Raw genomic sequence first — 20779 nt, 5'->3', positions numbered from 1 at the left:
ACCTAACTTGACGATCAATTGAATTCAAATTGATACAGCAGATCGACTGCGCTGTCCAGACCTGATACAGCCTCAACATATAAATCTTGCATCAGTCGATAACGCACCGTAAATTCGCCCACAGAGTCAAAGATACCCACGCCATATTTGACCTGCAGACCCGGTAGAACGTAACCGCTCACGGTTACTTGTGAATCATCACCAGACCCAGAAGTATCCAACTGAAGATCCTGAACACCAAAAGCTTGGCCAATTTCGCCTACGACACGACCACTTTGGGCTAAGCTCAAACCAATCAACGTCGTCGTCATAGAGTTACTGCCTGATTCACCATCAATATTTTGGCCACGCAGTAAATAAGATAGTGCATTAGCTTGAGGCATTGGAGGTTCAGAAAAAATAGTGACGGTAGGTTCATCAGCAGGCCCAGTAACTCGAACACCTGCCGTGACCTCATCTCGAGTGTTGTCAGGGTTACGTACCGCAGTAATTTGCACATAAGGTTGATCCACCGGACCATTCATCAGAACCTTACCTTGTTTGATTAACAAATCTTGGCCAAAGGAGCGGTAGGAGCCATCGACAATATTCACTTCGCCAGTCACAAACGGCCCCTTATCACGCTGTGCAACATTGAGGTTTCCCGATAAACCGCCCTCTAAACCAAAAGCTGAAAGTTTGAAGTCCTCGCCAATATTGATGTTAATGTTTGTCTGAACACTAAACGGTACGCTAGGGGTTTCATTTTGGGGCTGAAGCTGATCATCTAGAATAACCTGATCCTTCGATATTCCAATCGCGCTTGGCGGCAGTTCCTCAATCACAATGCGTCCCCAAGGCAGAGAAATCTTACCATCGATCTGAGCTTGCTTGGGAGAAGCCGATATCGTCATATCTGGCACAACCTTGATTTTCACCATCGGCGGCACATCCACTAACAGCTCTTCGGCAAAAACCCGAACATTCGTCTGCCAATCTTTGAGATCTTGCCAGTTAGCATCTCCGGCAGCTTCCAGCTTACCATCAGGTGTATTGATCATCGCCGCGAGTGTCGCGTCATAGCCCGAGAAACTGAGGGACAGTTTACCCGAATCAATCTCAACGGGTGTGATTTCCCCTTTAAGCAAAATATCATCGACCACAAACTGGCCATAAACTTTAGGGTGCATCATAGGGCCGGAAAATGTTAAATCGGTACTAACATTAGATTTCATCTTGCTATAGTCGCCAAGAAGAGGAGCAAGAAAATCCAAGTGGAAAGTCGTTAAACCAAGCTTACCATCCAGCTGTTTGTCTTTCGCTAACACATCAGGGATATGGATCTCACCTGAAATGTCTCCATTGTCTGTCACATCCAGTAACCAGTCAGCCTCAAGTTTGTTGTTCTCAAGATGAGCATTAAGTTTGAGTGACTCCCAACCAAGATGGACAGGCTGCTCATTATTTTGCGTTACCGATCCTTTGGGCATTTCTAACTTGATCATGATCTGTGGCGCTTGTTCTGGTGCCCACTTAGCCATCGCAGTAGCATTCACTCCACCCTCTAATTTAATCGTTTGAGGCACAAACGCTTTAAGCTGATCAAAATCGAACTGTTTGATGGAAAGATGCGCTTCGCCACTTTGACCCGCGTTTACATCCTGATCGAGACAGATCGAAGCATCGGCTTGTAACCAACAATGCGCCGCAACGAATGCCTGCTGTGAGTCAATAAGAAACTCTAACTGAGTCGGTTGATTCAAGTTCCACATACCTTGCTCTGATGTCAACGACATACGCTCCAGCGCACCTTTCCACATCAACTCAGGCTTATCTTTCAACGCACCTTTAATCGCCAATTTCGTTGAGGCGATGTTTGACTCAAGATCAAGAGTCAATGCGTGCTGCTGTTGCTCGCCATCAAAATTTAATAACACTTTATCAATCAGATAATCTTGATATTTGGCTCTGGCAACTCTGAGCTGCAATTCACCAGAAGGTAAAGGCAGTGGAGAGATCTTCCCTTGCAGCGAAACATCCTCTACCTGCACATCTTGCTGCCACTTAATGGCTTTCACATTTAGATCCACACCAACCAAAGGTTTATCCAACTTACCAGTCAGCCTAATCTGACCTTGAGCGCTACCTCTTAAATCAGGGACGGATTTAGCGATATCTGGAAAGTCGACGGCAAGCTGCATATTTAGGTTTTGTTCAACCTCACCCTTTGCCTTCAGATGATTCGGTCCATGAGATAAGACTAAGCGTGGCGTATCAATTTTGAGTTCACCAGTGCCCGCTTTATCGGAAGCAGACAACGCACCTTCTATGTTCAGCGGGTAATCTCGCAAAACGCCGTCAATGTCTAATGTTGGTAACTTAACCTGCCAACCACCTTGCTCCGTCAATGAACCTGTCGTGGCGAACTTGCCGCTAATATTCCCTTCTGCCTGCTGCCACTGTAGTCCCGGTTGAATGTCCTTCAGTGAAAGGTTCGCTGCCCAGTTAATCGGCGCTTGCCAATTGGCCATCACCGTACCACTCACCTCCCCTCCTAAGACTTGTATAGAGAGGGACTGAAGATCGATTTGGTTTAAATCCCCGTTGCCATGCAGAGTCAGGTCAGCATCAGGCAATTGACTACCTTTCAGAGCCGAATCGAGTTCAACACTGTAGCCGTTTAGCGAGCCTTGAGTATGCAAGTTGCGTATTGTCGCAAAATAATCACCGTGACCTTTCAACGGCCATTGAAGGTCACCATCAATCAAAGTCAGCTCAAAAGGAAATTCGGCATTAAGTGGCTGCAGTGCAGCTTCAAGATGAGCTTTAGCTAAACCGCCGAAGTCTGCCTTTAACGCCAGTTCAGCAACACTTCCCGTCGCATGCAGTTTGACTGTCTGTCCATCCGCTATCTCCTGCTTCACTTTGGCATTCAGTTCCAACTCCAACGGATAGTCATCTGATAAGGTCACTGTTGTACTAAGCACACCTTCGATTTCGGGCATATCCAATGCAAGAGTATCAACCTGAACTTGGGATCCAGCGGCACTTGCCTCCAACCCCAAATGGTTTACGACTACAGGAGTGGATTGTTGCAACTCAAAATCATTCACATCCAGTCGCACTACATCAATTTGTAGCGGTAAGGTAATGTTTGGTAAGACTATCGGTGCGTTAGTGTCCGCAGAAGAACTCGCAGCAGGAGCTGATTCACTGGCATCACTTGGTGCCAAAGCCACTCGAATGGAGTCGATCGCCGTTTGATTAATTCGTAGACGATTACCCTGAAAGGCCAACCCAGTCGTGAAAGACTGCCAATTGATCTGATTACCTAGTATATCCAGGGAAATGTCGGTTAAGGCCACGCGTTTGACTTTAATGGGTATAGGCGCTGTCACTAGTCCACTTTCGTCAGCCACAGGTTCCTCTGGCGTTGTGCTGCTCTGCGGTAATTCCGGCATATCAAACTTAAGGCCATCTACCGCGAGTTCATCGACACAAACACTGGGCTCTGTCAGGCAAGCTGCATTAACCGCCAACGTGATTGAGCGAGCCTGAACATCGACGTTAAGCGAGTCGTCTTTAAACGCGACACCATTAAGCGTAAAGCGCGGGAAAATCGCCCCTGAATAGGACTCGATTTTCAACTGAGGTACAAACTTTTCTGCTCCCCAGAGTACTATTTTAAGACCCGGAGTTGTAAAAAGAACTGCCGCTAGGGCAATAGCAATCACCACCAAAAAGCTGAACAATGAGATAGACAGCCGCTTTGACCATTTTAAAACAACCTTGGTCATAATTCGGGCCCTAACGTGAAGTGGATTTTAAATTCATCACCCGGCGAAGTATCAAGGCCCCAAGCAAAGTCGAGACGAATTGGACCCACGGGCGATGCCCAACGAACACCAAAACCAGTCCCGCGCTTAAAATCAGGCTTGTCATTGAAGGCATCGCCATAATCATAAAATACCGCTCCCCACCAATTACCATAGACACGGTATTGATACTCCAAGGATGAAGTCGCGATGTATTTGGCCCCCGTCAATGCACCACTACTGTCTTTGGGGGAAATAGATTCATAGCCATAACCACGCAAATTATTGTCACCACCGGCAAAGAAACGCAGTGATGGAGATAACTTATCGAACTTGTCTGCAAAGTTGGCACCTCCGTCTAAACGTAAGATCCCCCGATGATTGCGACCTGCGCTACGAATCCAAGATGTGCCTGCTTGCAGGCGAATGACCCGAGTTTCAGATAATAAGCTTTCATCACCGTACTCAATAGTCAGGCTTTGGCGATCTCCCCAACGAGGCATGGCACCGCCGCGAACTCGGCTGCGACTGTATGTCAGACCTGGGAGTAGAAACTGACCAGAGTCATCCTGAAGGCCTTGTTCGTAGTTTTCCAACAAGTAGCGAATAAACAAAGTTCTGTGCCAACCATTGTCTAAGGTCCAGTGGCGCTCAAGCGCTAAGTTAGACTCAAGGCTTTTTGTATCTCGGTTATCGACATTTTTCATCCCATAACCAATGCGATAATACTCATTCAACGCATCTTCAAGTGGGATACGGTAGCCTGCGGTAATCGTCTGCTCAGGCCCAGAGAGAGAAAAGCTACTGTCAAAGCTGTGGCCACGTGCGTTGACCCAAGGTTTTTTCCATTTCAGGGAACCTCGAACACCGACGTCAGTAGAGTAACCTAAGCCTGTTTCCAGTTTGTTCTTTGCCTGTGGAGCCAGAGACACTTTCATTGGCAACTCTCTGCTCTTACTCAGCATGGATAAGTCAGGCTCAACAAACACCGAAGAAAACCAATCCGTATTAGACAAGTTTTGATTGTACTCTCCGACTTGCGAAACCTGATATGGTTCTCCCTTTTTGTAGGGAGAAAGCGATCCTACACGGTCTTCTTCAATCTGACTTCCCGAAATTATGTTCTCACCAAAAGCGTAACGAATACCGCTGTCGAAATGCAGGCGTATAAAGGCTTGATTCAAATCCGGTGAAACTTCAAGGCGGCTCATCGAGTAATCACCCTCAAAATAACCTTTCTGCAATGCCAGATTACGGATTCCAGATTTAAGTGCATCATATTGGCTATGATTCAGGATCTGGCCTTCCTTGATACCACTTTTTCGGAGCAACACTTTAAATGAACGGTCATCGCTAGCTTCACCAGTCAACTTTATATCCACTTCTTTAATCAATACTGGTGGACCAGGGGTAACAGTCACCACTAAATTATGACCATCGTCTAGAACTTGAAACGAAAAATCTGGATGATAGTAGCCGAGGGCATTTAGAGCTTCTGTGATGCTCTTTTCGACACGAGCTTGAAAGCGTAGACTGGTGTTATAATCTTCGTCAGGAATAGAGGTCAGATAAGCATCGACATTCATCTCTAGCTCACCAGATAACCCTTGAACAGACAAGCCTACTGTATCAGCAGACACAGGAAAACCACTGGCAAGGAGAATGACTGGTAATGACTTTCTTATCATGTTTTATCTACTACCCAAGAATCGTAACGGAATAATAACGCCACACAAAAAATAAGTCTGTACGAAAACAGTCAATTAGGCGGTCTACTCTCAAGATTATTAATTTAAGGATATTCACTATGCTCGATAAACAAACCATGATCACGGCTCAGCAAGCTTTACCGGGACGTAAACAACCACTTGCGATTGATGATACACACTTTGTCAATCAATCCAGTTTAACCGCACCACCCGCTGAAGGCTGCGAAGAAATCGTGTTCGGCATGGGATGTTTTTGGGGAGCAGAACGTCTGTTTTGGCAACTTGATGGCGTGATCAGTACTTCGGTGGGATACGCTGGTGGCTTTACACCTAACCCAACCTATGAAGAAGTCTGCTCAGGTCAGACAGGTCATACTGAAGTGGTGCGGATTGTTTTTGACCCTGCAGTTATCAGCCTTAACCAACTACTGCAAATATTTTGGGAGCGTCATAACCCAACTCAAGGAATGCGTCAGGGCAACGACTTAGGCACCCAGTACCGTTCAGCTATTTACGTGTATAGTGACGAACAATATCAAGCAGCGATACAATCGCGAGACGAGTATCAATCGTTGCTCGGACAAGAAACATCATCCATTACCACCGAGATTCTGCCTGCTGGTCGCTACTATTACGCAGAAAGCTACCACCAGCAGTATTTGGCTAAGAATCCAAATGGGTATTGTGGGTTAGGTGGTACTGGTGTGTGCTTCCCACCAGAAGATTAAACGCTACCAAACAAAAAAGTCGCCCAGTTGAGCGACTTTTCATTTTCCTAAACAGGTAACACGGTAATCGCTCGATTAATTTCCTTGAAAGTATGCATTTTCTTTTTATCTTTTATGTCCGGCATCAGAACCTTACCGTTATCAAACCTAAACTTGCCAATTCCTGAAATGACAAACTGTCCCTTGAATAATGTCTTCACAAAGCGTGCCACTTGATGTGGTCGATATTTCGTAAATTCGCGCAGCATAACTACCTCAATATCCATTTGCGATCTGATCCTTTCCTTGGATCCGCTTCTTTTCCTCTTCGGTTTACAATACATCATACACATTAATGTAAGACCAACAACAAGCAAGATCACAAACACAAAACAAATTATTAACATCATTGGTTTTCTTCAGCGACTGAGAATTTTTAGGTATATACTTTTCCCGCTTACTAAAAAGGAAGAAAATAGTGAAAAACAAGACTCTAATCGCTTTGACAGTAGCATGCTCTCCCATGTTTGCTCTGGCGCATAACATCACTGTCGGCCAAACAGTTCCAAACGTTGAAGTGGCTAGCCACGGTGAAATCATGGTCAAAGATAATGATACGACGTATCAACCATGGTCATCTCAGGACATGTTAGGTAAGGTACGTGTGATCCAAGCTATCGCCGGACGCAGTAGCTCGAAAGAACTTAATGCCCCCCTTATGTCAGCTATCACAGCCGCAAAATTTCCATCAGAAAGCTACCAGACTACCTCCATCATTAACCAGGATGATGCGATCTGGGGGACTGGCTCGTTCGTTAAATCCTCAGCAGAAGACAGCAAAAAAGAATTCCCATGGTCTTCAATGGTACTTGATAAAGAAGGTGTGGTTACTGGCGCTTGGGAACTTCAGGAAGAATCTTCCGCCATTGTACTACAAGACAAGCAAGGTACCGTCTTGTTTGTTAAAGAAGGTGCTCTGAATAATGAAGAAATTCAACAAGTTTTGACACTGATTAAAGATAACATCTAATCTCATTTGCGCTTAGCGTTTTCTTAAGAGTTGTTATAATATAACAGCTCTTTTTCGTATTAAATGAAACGCTGTGATTAAAACTCATCCCAATCTAACCAGACGCTCAGCGGCCCTTGCTTTCTTTGGCATTGTGCTGATGTTATGGATGAGCTTCGCTTACATCGACCACCAATACGATATCTCGCCTGCCCATCACAGTGATCATCACTGCCAACTATTTTCTTGTGCGCAATACGGCATGAGCCATTCATCTCCGACACTCACCGATACCTCATTACCAGATGTATTCATCGAGCAGAATGATTATCACTTCTACCAGCGACTAGCATTTGCCTATCAGGCCCGCTCTCCCCCGGTGAGACTAACTAGTTAACTCAGATTTTTACGTTCTGTTTCAAAGCAATAACCATATATTTTATCAAAACACTTTATTAGGATTCACAATGAACTCAATGACAAAAGTTGCAACACTGGTTGGTCTTGCCCTAAGTACTACCGCTTTCGCTGAAGAAGGATTCCGTCAACACGAAGCTCACGTGCACGGCCACGTTGAGCTAAACATCGCTCAAGATGGTAAAGAGCTTTTAATGGAAATTACCGCTCCTGGTGCTGATGTTGTCGGCTTTGAACATGCTCCAAAAACAGCAGAACAAGAAAAAGCCCTAAAAGACGCAGTCACTCGACTAAAAAATGCAGACTCTATTTTCACTCTTGCATCAGCAGCTGGTTGTCAGGTTGAACATCAGTCAGTAAAGCACACTCTAGGTGCTGACGACCACGACCACGACCACGAAAAGCATAGCGAACATCATGATGAACACAAACATCATGATGACCATAAACATCACGATGATCATAAAGGTCACGAAGGTCACGACCATCATGATGAACCTCAAGGCGGTCATGGCGAGTTTACTGTCGAATATCACTTCGAATGTAACGACATCAACGCACTTTCTTCCATCGATACACAATGGTTTAAAGCTTTCCCAAGCACAGAATCTATTAGCGTTAACCTATTAACAGATAAAGTGCAAACCGCACTCGAACTATCTGCAGACAACACTAAGATTTCGCTTTAAGTCCAAAACGACCTGATAGCTTGCGGCTATCAGGTCTACTCGTTCAGGTTGATCCAATGGTAGAAAACAAAAGTAACAGCGTCGTTGATCTGGAGCAGGTCACCTTTACCTGGCCTGGGAACCCAACTCCGACACTCAATATCAAACAACTGCATATCACTAAAGGCGAGCACCTCTTTATTAAAGGCCCCAGTGGCTGTGGTAAATCCACCTTGCTCGGGCTACTCACTGGAATTAACACTGCCAGCAGCGGCCAGCTACTTGTTTTAGGTCAGGACCTCAATCAGATGAGGGCTAACCAACGCGATAAATTTCGTGCCGATCATATTGGCTATATATTCCAGCAGTTTAATTTGCTCCCCTACCTCAACGTGATTGAAAATGTCATCCTGCCGTGCCAATTTTCCGCACAACGCAAATCACAGGTTGAGACATCACTGGTTGAAGACGCCACTCGGCTTCTGAAAAAACTGCATCTACCTGAACATCTGTTGAAGAAGCCTGTCGTCGAACTGAGTATTGGACAGCAACAGCGTGTCGCTGCCGCTCGAGCTCTGATTGGTAAACCGGCGCTAATCATTGCCGATGAACCCACTTCTTCACTTGACTACGAAAATCGCACTGCATTTATCGAGTTATTGCTCGAGCAGGTCAATCAGGCTCAATCAACCCTGTTGTTCGTCAGTCATGACCCCACACTGGAAAGCGTGTTCGATCGCACCTTAAACCTCAATCAAATCAATCAGGCAGGAGCACAACAATGACCCCAACATTTATGCTTGCCTGGAAGAGTGTCCGTAACCGTCGTGTCACCGCCATTCTGACCATATTAACCGTCGCTATTTCGGTCATACTACTTTTGGGGGTAGAAAGGATCCGTACCCAAGCCAAAAGCAGCTTTGCTAATACAATTTCAGGAACTGACCTGATCGTCGGTGGACGTTCTGGGCAAGTAAACTTGCTGCTTTACTCAGTGTTTCGCATCGGCAACGCTACCAATAACATTGACTGGAAAAGTTATCAGGAATTCAGTAATCATCGTTCTGTGAAGTGGGCGATACCTATTTCTCTCGGAGACTCACACAAAGGCTTCCGCGTGATGGGCACCAATCATAGCTATTTTGAACACTATCGCTACGGCAAAAAACAAAACATCTCCATCGCTGAGGGACGCGAATTTGGTGGTTTATTTGAAACCGTCATTGGCTCCGATGTTGCCCGCTCTCTCGGGTACAATATAGGCACAGAAATCATTATTGCCCACGGCATCAGTGACGTTGGCTTCAGTCGTCATGACAACCTGCCGTTTAAAGTGGTCGGTATCTTAGCTCCGACAGGCACCCCAGTTGACAAAACCGTACATGTCTCACTCGAAGCGATTGAAGCGATTCACGTTGGCTGGGAATCTGGAGCCCACTTAGGCAATACACCAAGTGCTGAGCACCTTGAAAAGCAAAACTTTCAGCCAAAACAAATTACTGCCATGCTTCTTGGCCTGAATTCGAAAATTCAGACCTTTGCTCTGCAGCGCCAGATCAACACTTACCCTAAAGAACCGCTGAGTGCCATCCTACCGGGCGTTGCGCTGCATGAATTGTGGGGGATGATGTCGGTGGCAGAGCAAGCCCTGATGGCAGTTTCGGTATTCGTGGTCATTGCCGGACTACTGGGAATGTTGTCGAGTTTACTGACTAGCTTACAGGAAAGACGTCGAGAGATGGCCATTCTAAGAGCAATGGGAGCGAGACCAAGGCATGTTCTCTCTCTGTTAGTTCTCGAAGCCAGTGCTTTAACCTTAGTTGGCTTAGTTGTCGGTGTGCTAGGTCTTTATGCTCTATTAGCCGCTATCGCACCAGTCATTCAACAACAATATGGAATTAATATTGAGATGATAGCCATATCCCATTATGAGTGGATATTGCTTGCAGCTGTGCAGTTAGCAGGTACTGTAATCGGCTTAATTCCAGCATTCCGTGCATACAGACAATCCCTTAGTGACGGGATGACAATTCGGGTTTAAACATGAAAAAGATACTAATATTAGTCATATTTGCCATGAGCGTTATGACACCCTCTATAGTCAGTGCTAAAGAAAATACTCTCAAACTGGACTGGATCGATCTGATCCCAGAGAGTGAACGAAAACAATTCGATTCCTATGGCATGCCAGTAACTGATCACTCTGGTCAAGCAGCAAAACAATCATTGATGGGCAAGGTCCGTCAGGAGCTCAACGGCAGTCAGGTTAAAATACCTGGTTTTGTGATTCCGTTGGAAGGGGATGAGAACAAAGTCACCGAATTTCTACTGGTACCATACTTTGGTGCATGTATTCACGTACCACCACCACCACCAAACCAGATCATCTACGTGAAATTCCCGAAGGGAGCACCAGTACAGCAACTGTGGGATGTCATCTACGTGGTCGGCACACTGAAAACAGAAACCATCAACCATGAATTGGCTGAAACAGGTTACGTTTTAGAGGGCACCGCAATCGAAGAATACGATGACTACTAATAGGTATTAACATAAAAGCAACCTGTTAATTATCCGCTTTTCTTTATATGTATCTAGAGAGATAAACCAAGACGGCTAGATAGACCAGAAATAGTAGGGCAATTGACAGGTGCTTTTTCAGTTTATTCTCATTAAAAAACTTCATAAGCCCCTCAAAAATATCGATAACAATTTTAACAACTTATTATCATTTGGCATAGCGCCAATTTTCAAGGATTGCTCACATAGTTCTTCTGGCAGCCAATCAGCTTAAGAGGTAAATTTAATTAAATACATTTAACACTCTGATGGTCAAGGAATTCACATGTCGGAAAAGCAAAAGCCAGTGGTTATAGAGCACGAGTCCAGCGCTGAATCACGGCATGAAAAAAAGAAAACCTATATCAAAGATAGTGCCAGTCGGGTGATGAACATTGCTCAAACCCATGGTTTGGATGCCTTATTACAAAAAGACTCGCCAGAAAAAACGGCATTAGAACGCGCCCTCATTCGCGAGCGCCGCTACAAAGAGCAAAAACAAAAAAACCTCGAACAAATCCTTAAGCTCGCTCACCTATCCTGTAAAGATGAAACTGCGAGCGACCCCGATCAAGATTGGCTGCACCGCTTCTTTAACATGGCTCAGGAAGTACATAACACCTCAATGCAGCGCCTATGGGCACAAGTGTTAAAACGCGAAGTCACCAACCCAGGTTCGACGTCAATGAAAGCGCTCAAGGTGCTACAAGATATGTCACCTAAGGAAGCACAGACCTTGCAGCGTGCCGCCTCTTTAGCATGTAGTTTTGGTGGCGATACCAGTCGCAAGCTGTTAATTGGCTATCGGTCACAAGGGGGGATTTTCAGCTTTGGTAAGCGTAATATTACCAGCAATATCAACGTTGGTAATTTTCAACTTCCCTATTCCAGCCTATTGGTCTTATTTGAACTTGGTCTGATGCATGGCACTGAGTTGGAGTCAGGTGAAATTGAGCTCGATTCCCCCTTACCGCTTACCTACCAGGGCAAGCAGTTATCACTGCAAGCGCACAGCAAAGGGGTTCGACTTCTCTACTACCGCTTTAGCCCAACTGGCAATGAATTGTGTAAGCTACTTGGAAACAAGCCGAACATGCAGTATTACGATCAGATGGTCGCCCTATTAAGCCAGAAATTTACTGCCAGTACAGACGTTCAGCCAAGTGTGGATACGACGGTTTAGGGGAAACGGGAAACGGGAAACGGGAAACGGGAAACGGGATGATTATCTCTGCCTATGAACGTATTCTGTCAACATTCCATGCACCACAACCGACTCTCGTTACTACTAGAGCGCACCTCTCGAAGGGCGAAGCCCGCTCCCGTTATCCAGAAGCGCAGCGTTCCCGCTTTCCAAAACAAAAACGCCAACCCGACAGGTTGGCGTTTTTACTTAGTTCGGAGCAGCTTATGCCTTGTAAGCTTTGAATGCGTTAATCAGACCATTCGTTGAGCTGTCGTGAGAACTGATTTCCGACTCATCGGCTAATTCAGGTAGGATTTGATTAGCCAATTGTTTACCTAGCTCCACCCCCCACTGATCGAAGCTGAAAATATTCCAGATAACACCTTGGACGAAGATCTTGTGCTCATACATAGCGATCAAATTACCTAGCGTACGCGGTGTGATTTGCTTGACTAGGATTGAGTTAGTTGGTCGGTTACCTTCAAACACTTTGAATGGTGCTAAGGTTGCCGCTTCTTCTTCACTCTTGCCTGCTTTGGCAAATTCCGCTTTGACCGTCTCTTCCGACTTACCAAAAGCAAGCGCTTCAGTTTGAGCAAAGAAGTTAGACATTAATTTCTGGTGATGATCACCTGCAGGGTTATGACTAATAGCAGGTGCAATAAAGTCACAAGGGATCAGCTTAGTACCTTGGTGAATCAACTGGTAGAAAGCGTGCTGACCGTTAGTGCCAGGCTCACCCCAGATAATTGGACCTGTTTGGTAAGTCACTGCATTGCCATCACGGTCAACGTACTTACCGTTAGACTCCATGTTGCCCTGTTGGAAGTAAGCTGCAAAACGGTGCATGTACTGATCGTATGGAAGTATCGCTTCAGACTCAGCGCCGTGGAAGTTGTTGTACCAAAGGCCAACTAGCGCAAGGATCACAGGAATGTTGCTTTCTAGATCCGCAGATGCAAAGTGGTTATCCATTTCATGAGCGCCATCTAGCAGCTCAACAAAGTTGTCGTAACCCACCGCTAGGGCAATGGAAAGACCAATTGCTGACCATAACGAGTAACGACCGCCAACCCAGTCCCAGAACTCGAACATGTTGTCGGTGTCGATACCAAACTCAGATACGGCTGGTGCGTTGGTAGAAAGCGCTGCAAAGTGCTTAGCTACGTGTGCTTCATCACCTGCTGACTCAAGGAACCAATCACGAGCACTGTGTGCATTGGTCATAGTCTCTTGTGTAGTAAACGTCTTAGATGCGACCAAGAATAGTGTCGTTTCTGGGTTTACTTTCTTTAGCGTCTCAACGATGTGCGTACCATCAACGTTCGAAACGAAGTGGAGATTTAGGTGGTTTGTGTAAGGAGCTAGAGCTTCAGTCACCATATAAGGACCAAGATCAGAACCACCGATACCAATATTCACAACATCAGTAATCGCTTTACCTGTGTACCCTTTCCACTCGCCGCCGATGACACGTTCCGTAAACGATTTCATTTTTTCTAGCACTGCATTTACTGCAGGCATGACATCTTCACCATCAACCATAACAGGAGTGTTACTGCGGTTACGCAGTGCTGTGTGGAGTACGGCGCGACCTTCGGTTTGGTTGATTGCTTCACCACTGAACATCGCTTCAATTGCTGCTTTAAGCTCAGTTTCGCCAGCTAATGCGAACAGGTGCTTCATAGTTTCTTCATTGATTAGGTTCTTAGAGTAATCAACAAGAATGTCTCTACCGAAACGCATAGAGAATTTGTCAAAACGCGCAGCGTCTTGAGCAAACAGCTCTTTAAGATCCATATCTTGAGCCGATTCGAAGTGCGCAGTCAGCGCGTTCCAAGCTGATGTTTGCGTTGGATTGATATTTTTCAACATGGTTACTATCCCGATGTTACAGTAGGTTTTATTCTACATTGATTGACTGAAGAGTAAGATAAACGACAGCCAGTAGAATCCCCGATTAAGCAAAAATAGTTCGGTTCTCGCATTGCAACAAGCAGCCAGAACTTTGTAATAAATTTTCAAGGTGCAATTATGAACCAGTGTGGCTGCACCATCATTGAGTTAAGTCACGTTAAGTGATTTAGTTACACTCAAACCCATGACTAGCTATTGGCACTCACCTTACCGCCTCAGGTTGAATTTGCCAAATAGATTATAGAGGATGCCATATGTGGGCTCAGAAGCGTATTCAATTGAGCGCGAGAAAACGCGGATTTCATCTCATCACCGATGAAATAGAACAACAAATTCCAGAGATAGCGGATTTTTCTGTCGGAATATTACAGTTATTTATCCAACATACTTCTGCAAGCCTGACCATTAACGAAAACGCCGACCCAACGGTACGTCATGATATGGAAAAGCACTTTAACCAGTTTGTGCCAGAGCGCGCCCCTTACTATAAGCATACCTATGAAGGCGATGATGATATGCCCGCCCATATCAAAACGTCGATCTTAGGGTGCAGCGTGATGATCCCCATTAGCAACGGACGATTAGCTCTAGGGACATGGCAAGGAATCTACCTTGGAGAGCATCGTGATTACGGTGGTAGCCGCACCTTAGTTGTGACGATTCAGGGCGAAAAATAAAAAGGCTGGCTTAATAAGCCAGCCTAAAACGAAAGATTCGATGTCAGCTATTTGGAATATTCCATTTCCACTCGCGAGGTCAGTTTAGTTACCAGTTCATAAGCAATAGTGCCAATATGGCAAGCCACCTCTTCAGCAGGAAGGCTTTGTCCCCAAAGGATTGCCTCATCCCCCACCTTATCATTAGCATCTGGACCGAGATCAACCGTCAACATGTCCATCGATACTCTTCCCGCAATCGGTACTTTGCGACCATTGACTAACACTGGTGTGCCATTGGGAGCGGTTCTTGGGTAGCCATCACCGTATCCAATCGCGATAACCCCCACTTTGGTATCGCGTTGACTGGTCCACATCCCGCCATAGCCGACGCTCTCACCCGCTTTTACTTCACGTACCGCAATCAGGTGTGATTTGAGCGTCATGACAGGTTGATATCCCATCTGCTGTGCCGTTTTGTCGTTAAATGGCGAAACACCGTACATGATGATTCCGGGTCTAACCCAATCGAGGTGGCTGTTCTGCCACGCCAATAATCCCGCAGATGCGGCGAGTGAACGCTCGCCTTCGCAACCATCAGTCAGAGACAAGAACAGCTCAGTTTGTTCTGTCGTAGTGGACTTATCCAGCTCATCAGCACAACCAAAATGACTCATGTAACGCAGTGGCTTCGCCACGTTATGACACGCTTTGAGACGAGAGACAAAATCCCAGTATTGTTCCGGCCTGACACCGAGACGATGCATCCCGCTATCGATTTTAAGCCAAACAACGACAGGAGTATCCAGCTCTGCTTGCTCAAGTGCTTCAAGCTGCTCTTCACAATGCACTACGGTTTGAATGTTATTAGTCACCAAGACAGGTAAATCGCCCGAAGAATAAAAGCCTTCGAGTAATAAAATCGGTGTCACCACACCGCAAGCCCGAAGTTGCAATGCTTCTTCAATCCGTGCCACACCGAACGCATCTGCATCCGTGGCATACTTTGCAACATGTCTCAAACCATGGCCATAGCTATTGGCCTTAACCACCGCCATGATCTTACTATTTGGTGCTTGAGATTTAATCTGTTTTAAGTTGTGTTGCAACGCATCTAAATCAATAAAGGCCGTTGCCGCTTTCATATAACTCATGCGTTACTCTTCATCCACATCAAACGCCGGGCCAGCATAATTATCAAACCGTGACCATTGACCTTGGAAAGTCAAACGTACCGAACCAATCGGACCATTACGTTGCTTACCTAGGATGATTTCCGCCGTACCTTTCATCGGGCTATCTGGGTGATACACTTCATCACGGTATATAAACATGATCAAATCAGCGTCCTGCTCTATCGAGCCTGATTCACGCAAGTCTGAGTTAACAGGGCGTTTATCGGCACGTTGCTCTAAGGAACGGTTGAGCTGCGACAGTGCGACCACTGGCACGTTGAGCTCTTTAGCCAAGGCTTTCAGTGAACGGGAAATTTCGGCGATTTCCAACGTACGATTATCAGCCAGCGCAGGGACACGCATTAATTGAAGGTAATCGACCATTATCATAGACAGACCACCATGGTCACGCGCAATACGTCTTGCTCGTGAGCGGACTTCGGTTGGTGTCAGACCCGAGCTATCATCAATGAAGATGTTTTTCTTCTCCATTAAAAGCCCCATAGTAGAAGAAATACGCGCCCAATCTTCATCATCTAACTGGCCAGTTCTTATCTTGGTTTGATCGACACGAGAGAGGGATGCCAAAGAACGCATCATCAGCTGTTCAGATGGCATCTCCAAAGAGAAAACCAACACGGGCTTATCATGGGCCATCGCTGCATTTTCAACCAAGTTCATCGCAAATGTTGTTTTACCCATCGATGGACGCGCTGCAACAATCACTAGGTCCGAGCCTTGAAGACCTGCCGTTTTCTTATTCAAATCGGTAAAGCCCGTCGTTACCCCTGTTACCCCATCCTGAGGGGATTTATAGAGCATCTCAATACGTTCGAGCGTTTTCTCAAGAATATTATCGACGTTTTGCGGCCCCTCACTTTCGCTAGTACGCGACTCGGCAATAGCAAACACCTTACTCTCTGCCATATCAAGCAGATCCTCAGATGTACGCCCCTGAGGATCGTATCCCGCATCGGCAATTTCATTCGCCACACCGATCAAGTCGCGAGTCAGAGCACGTTCCGCGACGATATCTGCATAGGCGTTAATGTTAGCTGCGCTCGGTGTATTCTTGACCAAATCTGCAAGGTAAGCAAAACCACCAACATCGTCCAATTGTTCACGCTGCTCTAAAAACTCTGACAAGGTGATCAAGTCAAGAGGCTGGCTATCTTCTAGAATGCTTTGCGATGCTTCGAACATCAAACGATGTGGACGACTGTAAAAATCTTTCGCCACCACGCGTTCAGATACAGTATCCCAGCGCTCGTTATCCAACAACAAACCACCGATGACGGACTGCTCAGCTTCCAACGAATGTGGAGGAACCTTGATAGCATCGACTTGGGCGTCTGCTGGTTTCTGATTACGATTGTCTGTTCTCTGTTCTGCCATGCTCTTGCTCAACAATTTACTTGTGACCGCTCATTATAGCCAGAATGAACGGGATGTCTGTAATAAACAAGGGGTTTGAATGCAACTCGTGTAGAATTAACTTAGAACTGACGGAATTTGAGTGAATAACCTCTACTATTTCCCCAATTTTTCCATCTATAAAGAGGTAGTGAGTGACGAAAATTTGGCTCTTGAGTGCAGGCCTACTGTGCAGTTCCGTAGTCCTTGCGGATGAGACAGTACAAAGTCAAACGGACATTGAAATACCCTCCCCTTGGGATACCGAAATTGAATTCGGTTATCAGGCGCATACCGGAAACTCAGACTCACGTTCCCTTAATTCTCGACTCAGTGCCGAGTACCTATCTGGCCGATACCGAACCAGCGGTGAGTGGAAGTACTACCTACTTTATAAGGATGGGGAAGAAGACAAACGGCAGTCAACCTACACGGCACAGAGCGACTATAAGCTTAGCCCTAAGACGTATCTTTACGGCAGCTTCAAAGGTGTCGATTCTCGATATAGTGCTTATTTTAAGGACTATACGCTCTCGGGAGGCTTAGGTTATCAATTTTCTAATACCGATGTCTTTGTACTGGAACTCGAACTCGGCCCTGGTTTCCGCTACCAAGAGCCCAATACTGATGAAATTGGTGACAGCGATATTGTCTTTGAGGAAACCGTTCAGGAAGCGATTTTTCGAGGTAAAGTCAATTCAAGTTGGCAAGTACTGAAAAACCTTAGCCTAGCCGCCGATGTGACTCTCGTCGCTGGTGACAGTAACCTCAGAGTAGATACAGATATCAATGTGACCAACAACATCACAGAAGATATCGCACTCAAATTGGCTCATACACGTCAATATCATGACCGCGTCCCCGAAGGGCTAAAGAAAGCCGACAGTATTTTCTCTGTTAACTTACTTTTCTTATTTTAAATACCACACTTTAGACATAAAAAAAGCACCTCTGGGAGGTGCTTTTAAAATACGTCTTGATACTGAATTACTCAGCAGCAACAACTTGTAGGTTAACCGCAGCGAATACTTCAGAGTGAAGCTGAACGCTGATCTCGAACTCACCAGTGTTACGTAGCGCGCCTTCTGGAAGACGAACTTCGCTTTTCGCAACTTCAACGCCAGCAGCAGTGATTGCATCAGCGATGTCACGAGTACCGATAGAACCGAACAGTTTACCTTCGTCACCAGCTTTAGAAGCGATAACAACAGCTTCTAGAGCGTTAACTTTCTCTGCGCGAGCTTCTGCAGTAGCTAGTTGCTCAGCAACTTTAGCTTCTAGTTCAGCACGACGAGCTTCGAACATTTCAACGTTAGCCTTAGTTGCCATAACTGCCTTAGCTTGAGGGATAAGGAAGTTACGAGCATAGCCAGATTTAACGTTTACAGTGTCACCAAGACCACCTAGGTTACCGATTTTATCAAGTAGAATAACTTGCATTGCTTAATCCTCTTTCTTAATAAAACGACCGATTACTGATGCTTGTCAGTGTACGGTAGTAGAGCTAGGTAGCGAGAACGCTTAATAGCGCGAGCTAGTTGACGTTGATACTTAGCGCTTGTACCAGTGATACGGCTAGGTACAATTTTACCAGCTTCAGTGATGTAGTTTTTAAGAGTTGCTACGTCTTTGTAATCAATCTCTTGTACGCCTTCTGCAGTGAAACGGCAGAATTTACGACGACGGAAGAAACGAGCCATGGGCTATCTCCTGATCTTAAATTTGAAAAAAGTTGTCTGCCTAGATAAACACATTCGAGTAACCCCTTGAGTTATCTAGACTGAGTACTAATTCTGAGTAGTAATTACTCAGCCGCTGCTTCTGGCTTAGCTTCAGCACGCTCTTCGCGACGAGGAGCACGCTCTTCTTTCTGCTTAAGCATGATAGATTGCTCAGTGATAGCCGCTTTAGTACGCATGATCATGTTACGTAGAACTGCATCGTTGAAACGGAAAGCAGTTTCTAGTTCATCGATAACAGCTTGGTCAGCTTCAACGTTCATTAGAACGTAGTGAGCTTTGTGAAGCTTGTTGATTGGGTAAGCCAGTTGACGACGACCCCAGTCTTCTAGACGGTGGATAGTACCGCCAGCTTCAGTGATAGAACCAGTGTAACGCTCGATCATGCCAGCAACTTGCTCGCTTTGATCAGGGTGCACCATGAATACGATTTCGTAATGACGCATTGGTTGCTCCTTACGGATTATTCAGCTTCCACAATTGGCCCGGTCATCCAGAGGAAGCAAGGAACTAAAGATAATTGACCGAGATTTAAGGAGCACGAATAGTACAGAATGATTGCAATTTAAGCAAGAGAAATGTGATACAAGGGTTGCTAGAGAATAGAACAGCGCATAACACGCTGCTCTAAGCTGTTGTCGTTCTGCTTAGTCGTCGTCTTCATCAACAAACTGAGCCTGTAGGTAGTTTTGTATACCTGTCATGTCGATCAAACCAAGTTGAGTTTCAAGCCAATCAACGTGTTCTTCTTCATCTTCTAATATATCCTGAAACAGATCTCTGGATACATAATCGTGCGTATCTTCCGCGTAAGCGATCGCCGCTTTTAAGTCAGGTATCGCAGCCATTTCTAACTTGAGGTCACATTCCAGCATCTCTTTGGTGTCTTCACCAATCATTAACTTGCCAAGATCTTGCAAGTTAGGGATGCCTTCAAGAAACAGAATACGTTCAATCAAATGATCTGCGTGCTTCATTTCATCGATAGATTCGTGATATTCCTTATCCGCCAAATGCTTTAACCCCCAGTCTTTATACATTCGCGCATGAAGGAAATATTGGTTAATGGCAACTAGCTCATTGCCAAGGATTTTATTGAGATGTTGAATAATGATTGGATCGCCTTTCATGACAAAAACCTCCTCTTTGGCTCCATTTAAACTTTAGAACCAATTGAGAAGGTGTCAAAAATACACGAGGCTGTTTTAGCTCGCTTTTTGGTACTGTACTACACCTGTTTCATTGAGGATTTCCTTCGCCATCTTGACACATTTTCCACATTGACTGCCAAGTGCGGTGCATTTCTTTATGCCTTTAATATCGGTTACGCCCTCTTCTAAAGCTAACCTCCTGATTTTCTTGTCAGAAACTCCATGACACAAACAAACGTACATAAATGAGACCCGTAATACAACCTAGGATAAAAATATAAACAATAATTGTTCTTATTACCAGTTAGGTTGAAGAAGATATTAAGACAAATTTGTTATAACAAACAGGACGAATGAAAGGTGCAAAACACTTACGCGTTTAACCATACTTATAGCATGGCTTTATAGCTATTTAACAAATTGTTTTATAAGATAAAATGAAGTTTATATCTAGATATGATCCAAAAGGTGAATATTTTTTTTATAACCAAATAATAAAAAAAGAGAAGCCGAAGCTTCTCTTTTTTTAGATGTGCTTTCTTCATAAATGAAGAAAAGTGCAAGATTTCAGTTAATTCCTAAGAATTAGTCGAAGATCTTAGCAACAACACCAGCACCTACTGTACGGCCACCTTCACGGATAGCGAAACGTAGACCTTCATCCATTGCGATTGGAGCG

At 45.2% G+C, this 20779-nt stretch carries 21 protein-coding genes and 1 pseudogene; 10 read left to right on the top strand and 12 right to left on the bottom strand.

Going from position 1 to position 20779, the window contains the following annotated elements; all coding sequences use genetic code 11:
* Positions 1-14: 14 nt before the first annotated feature.
* Together tamB and tamA are read right to left on the bottom strand one after the other, a co-directional pair.
* Positions 15-3776 (bottom strand): autotransporter assembly complex protein TamB, encoded by a 3762-nt coding sequence (tamB, locus tag OH455_RS14670; RefSeq protein WP_269981917.1) that lies wholly within the window; start codon positions 3774-3776, stop codon positions 15-17.
* Positions 3773-5482 (bottom strand): autotransporter assembly complex protein TamA, encoded by a 1710-nt coding sequence (gene tamA / locus OH455_RS14665; protein ID WP_269981916.1) that lies wholly within the window; start codon positions 5480-5482, stop codon positions 3773-3775. The genes tamB and tamA overlap by 4 nt, the downstream gene beginning before the upstream one ends.
* 119 nt (positions 5483-5601) lie before the next feature.
* On the opposite strand from tamA, the gene msrA reads away from it, so the two are divergent.
* Entirely contained in the window at positions 5602-6231 is a 630-nt protein-coding gene (gene msrA, locus OH455_RS14660; protein ID WP_269981915.1) for a peptide-methionine (S)-S-oxide reductase MsrA, read from the top strand.
* 47 nt (positions 6232-6278) lie between these two features.
* On the opposite strand, the gene OH455_RS14655 is transcribed toward msrA, so the two are convergent.
* On the bottom strand, positions 6279-6479 hold the full coding sequence (locus OH455_RS14655; protein WP_045974847.1) for a DUF1107 family protein: 201 nt from the start codon (positions 6477-6479) through the stop codon (positions 6279-6281).
* 209 nt (positions 6480-6688) lie between these two features.
* Between OH455_RS14655 and OH455_RS14650 the strand changes: the two genes are divergently transcribed.
* The 7 genes from OH455_RS14650 (at position 6689) to OH455_RS14620 (ending at position 12046) form a co-directional block, all read left to right on the top strand.
* Positions 6689-7240, top strand: coding sequence for a YtfJ family protein (locus OH455_RS14650; RefSeq protein WP_045974832.1), 552 nt, complete (start codon positions 6689-6691; stop codon positions 7238-7240).
* A gap of 73 nt (positions 7241-7313) precedes the next feature.
* Positions 7314-7616 carry a DUF2607 family protein gene (locus tag OH455_RS14645; RefSeq protein WP_269981914.1) on the top strand — a complete coding sequence of 101 codons (303 nt, stop codon included), beginning with the start codon at positions 7314-7316 and terminating at the stop codon, positions 7614-7616.
* A 70-nt stretch (positions 7617-7686) separates the two neighbouring features.
* The gene (gene zrgA / locus OH455_RS14640; RefSeq protein WP_269981913.1) at positions 7687-8325 is read left to right on the top strand and encodes a zinc uptake protein ZrgA; all 639 of its coding nucleotides are present in this window, start codon (positions 7687-7689) and stop codon (positions 8323-8325) included.
* A gap of 56 nt (positions 8326-8381) precedes the next feature.
* The gene (locus tag OH455_RS14635; RefSeq protein ID WP_269981912.1) at positions 8382-9089 is read left to right on the top strand and encodes an ABC transporter ATP-binding protein; all 708 of its coding nucleotides are present in this window, start codon (positions 8382-8384) and stop codon (positions 9087-9089) included.
* Positions 9086-10345: an ABC transporter permease gene (locus OH455_RS14630; RefSeq protein WP_269981911.1), complete on the top strand. Its 1260-nt coding sequence runs from the start codon at positions 9086-9088 to the stop codon at positions 10343-10345. The genes OH455_RS14635 and OH455_RS14630 overlap by 4 nt, the downstream gene beginning before the upstream one ends.
* 2 nt (positions 10346-10347) lie before the next feature.
* Positions 10348-10845 carry a DUF3299 domain-containing protein gene (locus OH455_RS14625; protein ID WP_443088605.1) on the top strand — a complete coding sequence of 166 codons (498 nt, stop codon included), beginning with the start codon at positions 10348-10350 and terminating at the stop codon, positions 10843-10845.
* A gap of 304 nt (positions 10846-11149) precedes the next feature.
* Positions 11150-12046 carry a TIGR03899 family protein gene (locus OH455_RS14620; RefSeq protein ID WP_269981910.1) on the top strand — a complete coding sequence of 299 codons (897 nt, stop codon included), beginning with the start codon at positions 11150-11152 and terminating at the stop codon, positions 12044-12046.
* 225 nt (positions 12047-12271) lie between these two features.
* Here the strand turns inward: OH455_RS14620 and pgi are convergent, their stop codons facing one another.
* Positions 12272-13924 carry a glucose-6-phosphate isomerase gene (pgi, locus tag OH455_RS14615; RefSeq protein ID WP_269981909.1) on the bottom strand — a complete coding sequence of 551 codons (1653 nt, stop codon included), beginning with the start codon at positions 13922-13924 and terminating at the stop codon, positions 12272-12274.
* Positions 13925-14220: 296 nt separating this feature from the next.
* On the opposite strand from pgi, the gene OH455_RS14610 reads away from it, so the two are divergent.
* Positions 14221-14643, top strand: a complete 423-nt coding sequence (locus OH455_RS14610; protein ID WP_045974839.1) for a secondary thiamine-phosphate synthase enzyme YjbQ — start codon at positions 14221-14223, stop codon at positions 14641-14643.
* 47 nt (positions 14644-14690) lie between these two features.
* Here the strand turns inward: OH455_RS14610 and alr are convergent, their stop codons facing one another.
* Together alr and OH455_RS14600 are read right to left on the bottom strand one after the other, a co-directional pair.
* Positions 14691-15767 (bottom strand): alanine racemase, encoded by a 1077-nt coding sequence (gene alr / locus OH455_RS14605; RefSeq protein WP_269981966.1) that lies wholly within the window; start codon positions 15765-15767, stop codon positions 14691-14693.
* A gap of 12 nt (positions 15768-15779) precedes the next feature.
* Positions 15780-17192, bottom strand: coding sequence for a replicative DNA helicase (locus OH455_RS14600; RefSeq protein ID WP_045974840.1), 1413 nt, complete (start codon positions 17190-17192; stop codon positions 15780-15782).
* Between the two features lie 173 nt (positions 17193-17365).
* On the opposite strand from OH455_RS14600, the gene OH455_RS14595 reads away from it, so the two are divergent.
* Positions 17366-18130 carry a DUF481 domain-containing protein gene (locus OH455_RS14595; RefSeq protein ID WP_269981908.1) on the top strand — a complete coding sequence of 255 codons (765 nt, stop codon included), beginning with the start codon at positions 17366-17368 and terminating at the stop codon, positions 18128-18130.
* Positions 18131-18197: 67 nt separating this feature from the next.
* Here the strand turns inward: OH455_RS14595 and rplI are convergent, their stop codons facing one another.
* The 6 genes and pseudogenes from rplI to OH455_RS14565 all read right to left on the bottom strand — a co-directional run.
* Positions 18198-18650, bottom strand: a complete 453-nt coding sequence (gene rplI / locus OH455_RS14590; protein ID WP_045974842.1) for a 50S ribosomal protein L9 — start codon at positions 18648-18650, stop codon at positions 18198-18200.
* Between the two features lie 32 nt (positions 18651-18682).
* Complete coding sequence (gene rpsR / locus OH455_RS14585) at positions 18683-18910, bottom strand: 30S ribosomal protein S18 (RefSeq protein ID WP_000090472.1); 228 nt, start codon at positions 18908-18910, stop codon at positions 18683-18685.
* A 104-nt stretch (positions 18911-19014) separates the two neighbouring features.
* Entirely contained in the window at positions 19015-19395 is a 381-nt protein-coding gene (gene rpsF, locus OH455_RS14580) for a 30S ribosomal protein S6 (RefSeq protein ID WP_004747103.1), read from the bottom strand.
* A gap of 201 nt (positions 19396-19596) precedes the next feature.
* Entirely contained in the window at positions 19597-20079 is a 483-nt protein-coding gene (gene bfr, locus OH455_RS14575; RefSeq protein ID WP_045974843.1) for a bacterioferritin, read from the bottom strand.
* Between the two features lie 75 nt (positions 20080-20154).
* Positions 20155-20343, bottom strand: coding sequence for a (2Fe-2S)-binding protein (locus OH455_RS14570; RefSeq protein ID WP_045974844.1), 189 nt, complete (start codon positions 20341-20343; stop codon positions 20155-20157).
* Between the two features lie 342 nt (positions 20344-20685).
* Positions 20686-20779 (bottom strand): annotated as a pseudogene (locus tag OH455_RS14565) (elongation factor Tu); the annotation flags it as partial.

Origin of the sequence: Vibrio sp. T11.5 (assembly GCF_027587155.1) — a bacterium.
Lineage (GTDB): Bacteria > Pseudomonadota > Gammaproteobacteria > Enterobacterales > Vibrionaceae > Vibrio > Vibrio neptunius.
The sequence above is the reverse complement of the archived record's forward strand: the minus strand, read 5'-3'. Positions and strand labels throughout refer to the sequence as shown.

Coding starts and splice junctions, on each gene's coding strand:
- tamB (WP_269981917.1), bottom strand. CDS start 3,776: ATGACCAAGGTTGTTTTAAAATGGTCAAAGCGGCTGTCTATCTCATTG.
- tamA (WP_269981916.1), bottom strand. CDS start 5,482: ATGATAAGAAAGTCATTACCAGTCATTCTCCTTGCCAGTGGTTTTCCT.
- msrA (WP_269981915.1), top strand. CDS start 5,602: ATGCTCGATAAACAAACCATGATCACGGCTCAGCAAGCTTTACCGGGA.
- OH455_RS14655 (WP_045974847.1), bottom strand. CDS start 6,479: ATGCTGCGCGAATTTACGAAATATCGACCACATCAAGTGGCACGCTTT.
- zrgA (WP_269981913.1), top strand. CDS start 7,687: ATGAACTCAATGACAAAAGTTGCAACACTGGTTGGTCTTGCCCTAAGT.
- OH455_RS14635 (WP_269981912.1), top strand. CDS start 8,382: ATGGTAGAAAACAAAAGTAACAGCGTCGTTGATCTGGAGCAGGTCACC.
- OH455_RS14630 (WP_269981911.1), top strand. CDS start 9,086: ATGACCCCAACATTTATGCTTGCCTGGAAGAGTGTCCGTAACCGTCGT.
- OH455_RS14625 (WP_443088605.1), top strand. CDS start 10,348: ATGAAAAAGATACTAATATTAGTCATATTTGCCATGAGCGTTATGACA.
- OH455_RS14620 (WP_269981910.1), top strand. CDS start 11,150: ATGTCGGAAAAGCAAAAGCCAGTGGTTATAGAGCACGAGTCCAGCGCT.
- pgi (WP_269981909.1), bottom strand. CDS start 13,924: ATGTTGAAAAATATCAATCCAACGCAAACATCAGCTTGGAACGCGCTG.
- OH455_RS14610 (WP_045974839.1), top strand. CDS start 14,221: ATGTGGGCTCAGAAGCGTATTCAATTGAGCGCGAGAAAACGCGGATTT.
- alr (WP_269981966.1), bottom strand. CDS start 15,767: ATGAAAGCGGCAACGGCCTTTATTGATTTAGATGCGTTGCAACACAAC.
- OH455_RS14600 (WP_045974840.1), bottom strand. CDS start 17,192: ATGGCAGAACAGAGAACAGACAATCGTAATCAGAAACCAGCAGACGCC.
- rplI (WP_045974842.1), bottom strand. CDS start 18,650: ATGCAAGTTATTCTACTTGATAAAATCGGTAACCTAGGTGGTCTTGGT.
- rpsR (WP_000090472.1), bottom strand. CDS start 18,910: ATGGCTCGTTTCTTCCGTCGTCGTAAATTCTGCCGTTTCACTGCAGAA.
- rpsF (WP_004747103.1), bottom strand. CDS start 19,395: ATGCGTCATTACGAAATCGTATTCATGGTGCACCCTGATCAAAGCGAG.
- bfr (WP_045974843.1), bottom strand. CDS start 20,079: ATGAAAGGCGATCCAATCATTATTCAACATCTCAATAAAATCCTTGGC.
- OH455_RS14570 (WP_045974844.1), bottom strand. CDS start 20,343: ATGTACGTTTGTTTGTGTCATGGAGTTTCTGACAAGAAAATCAGGAGG.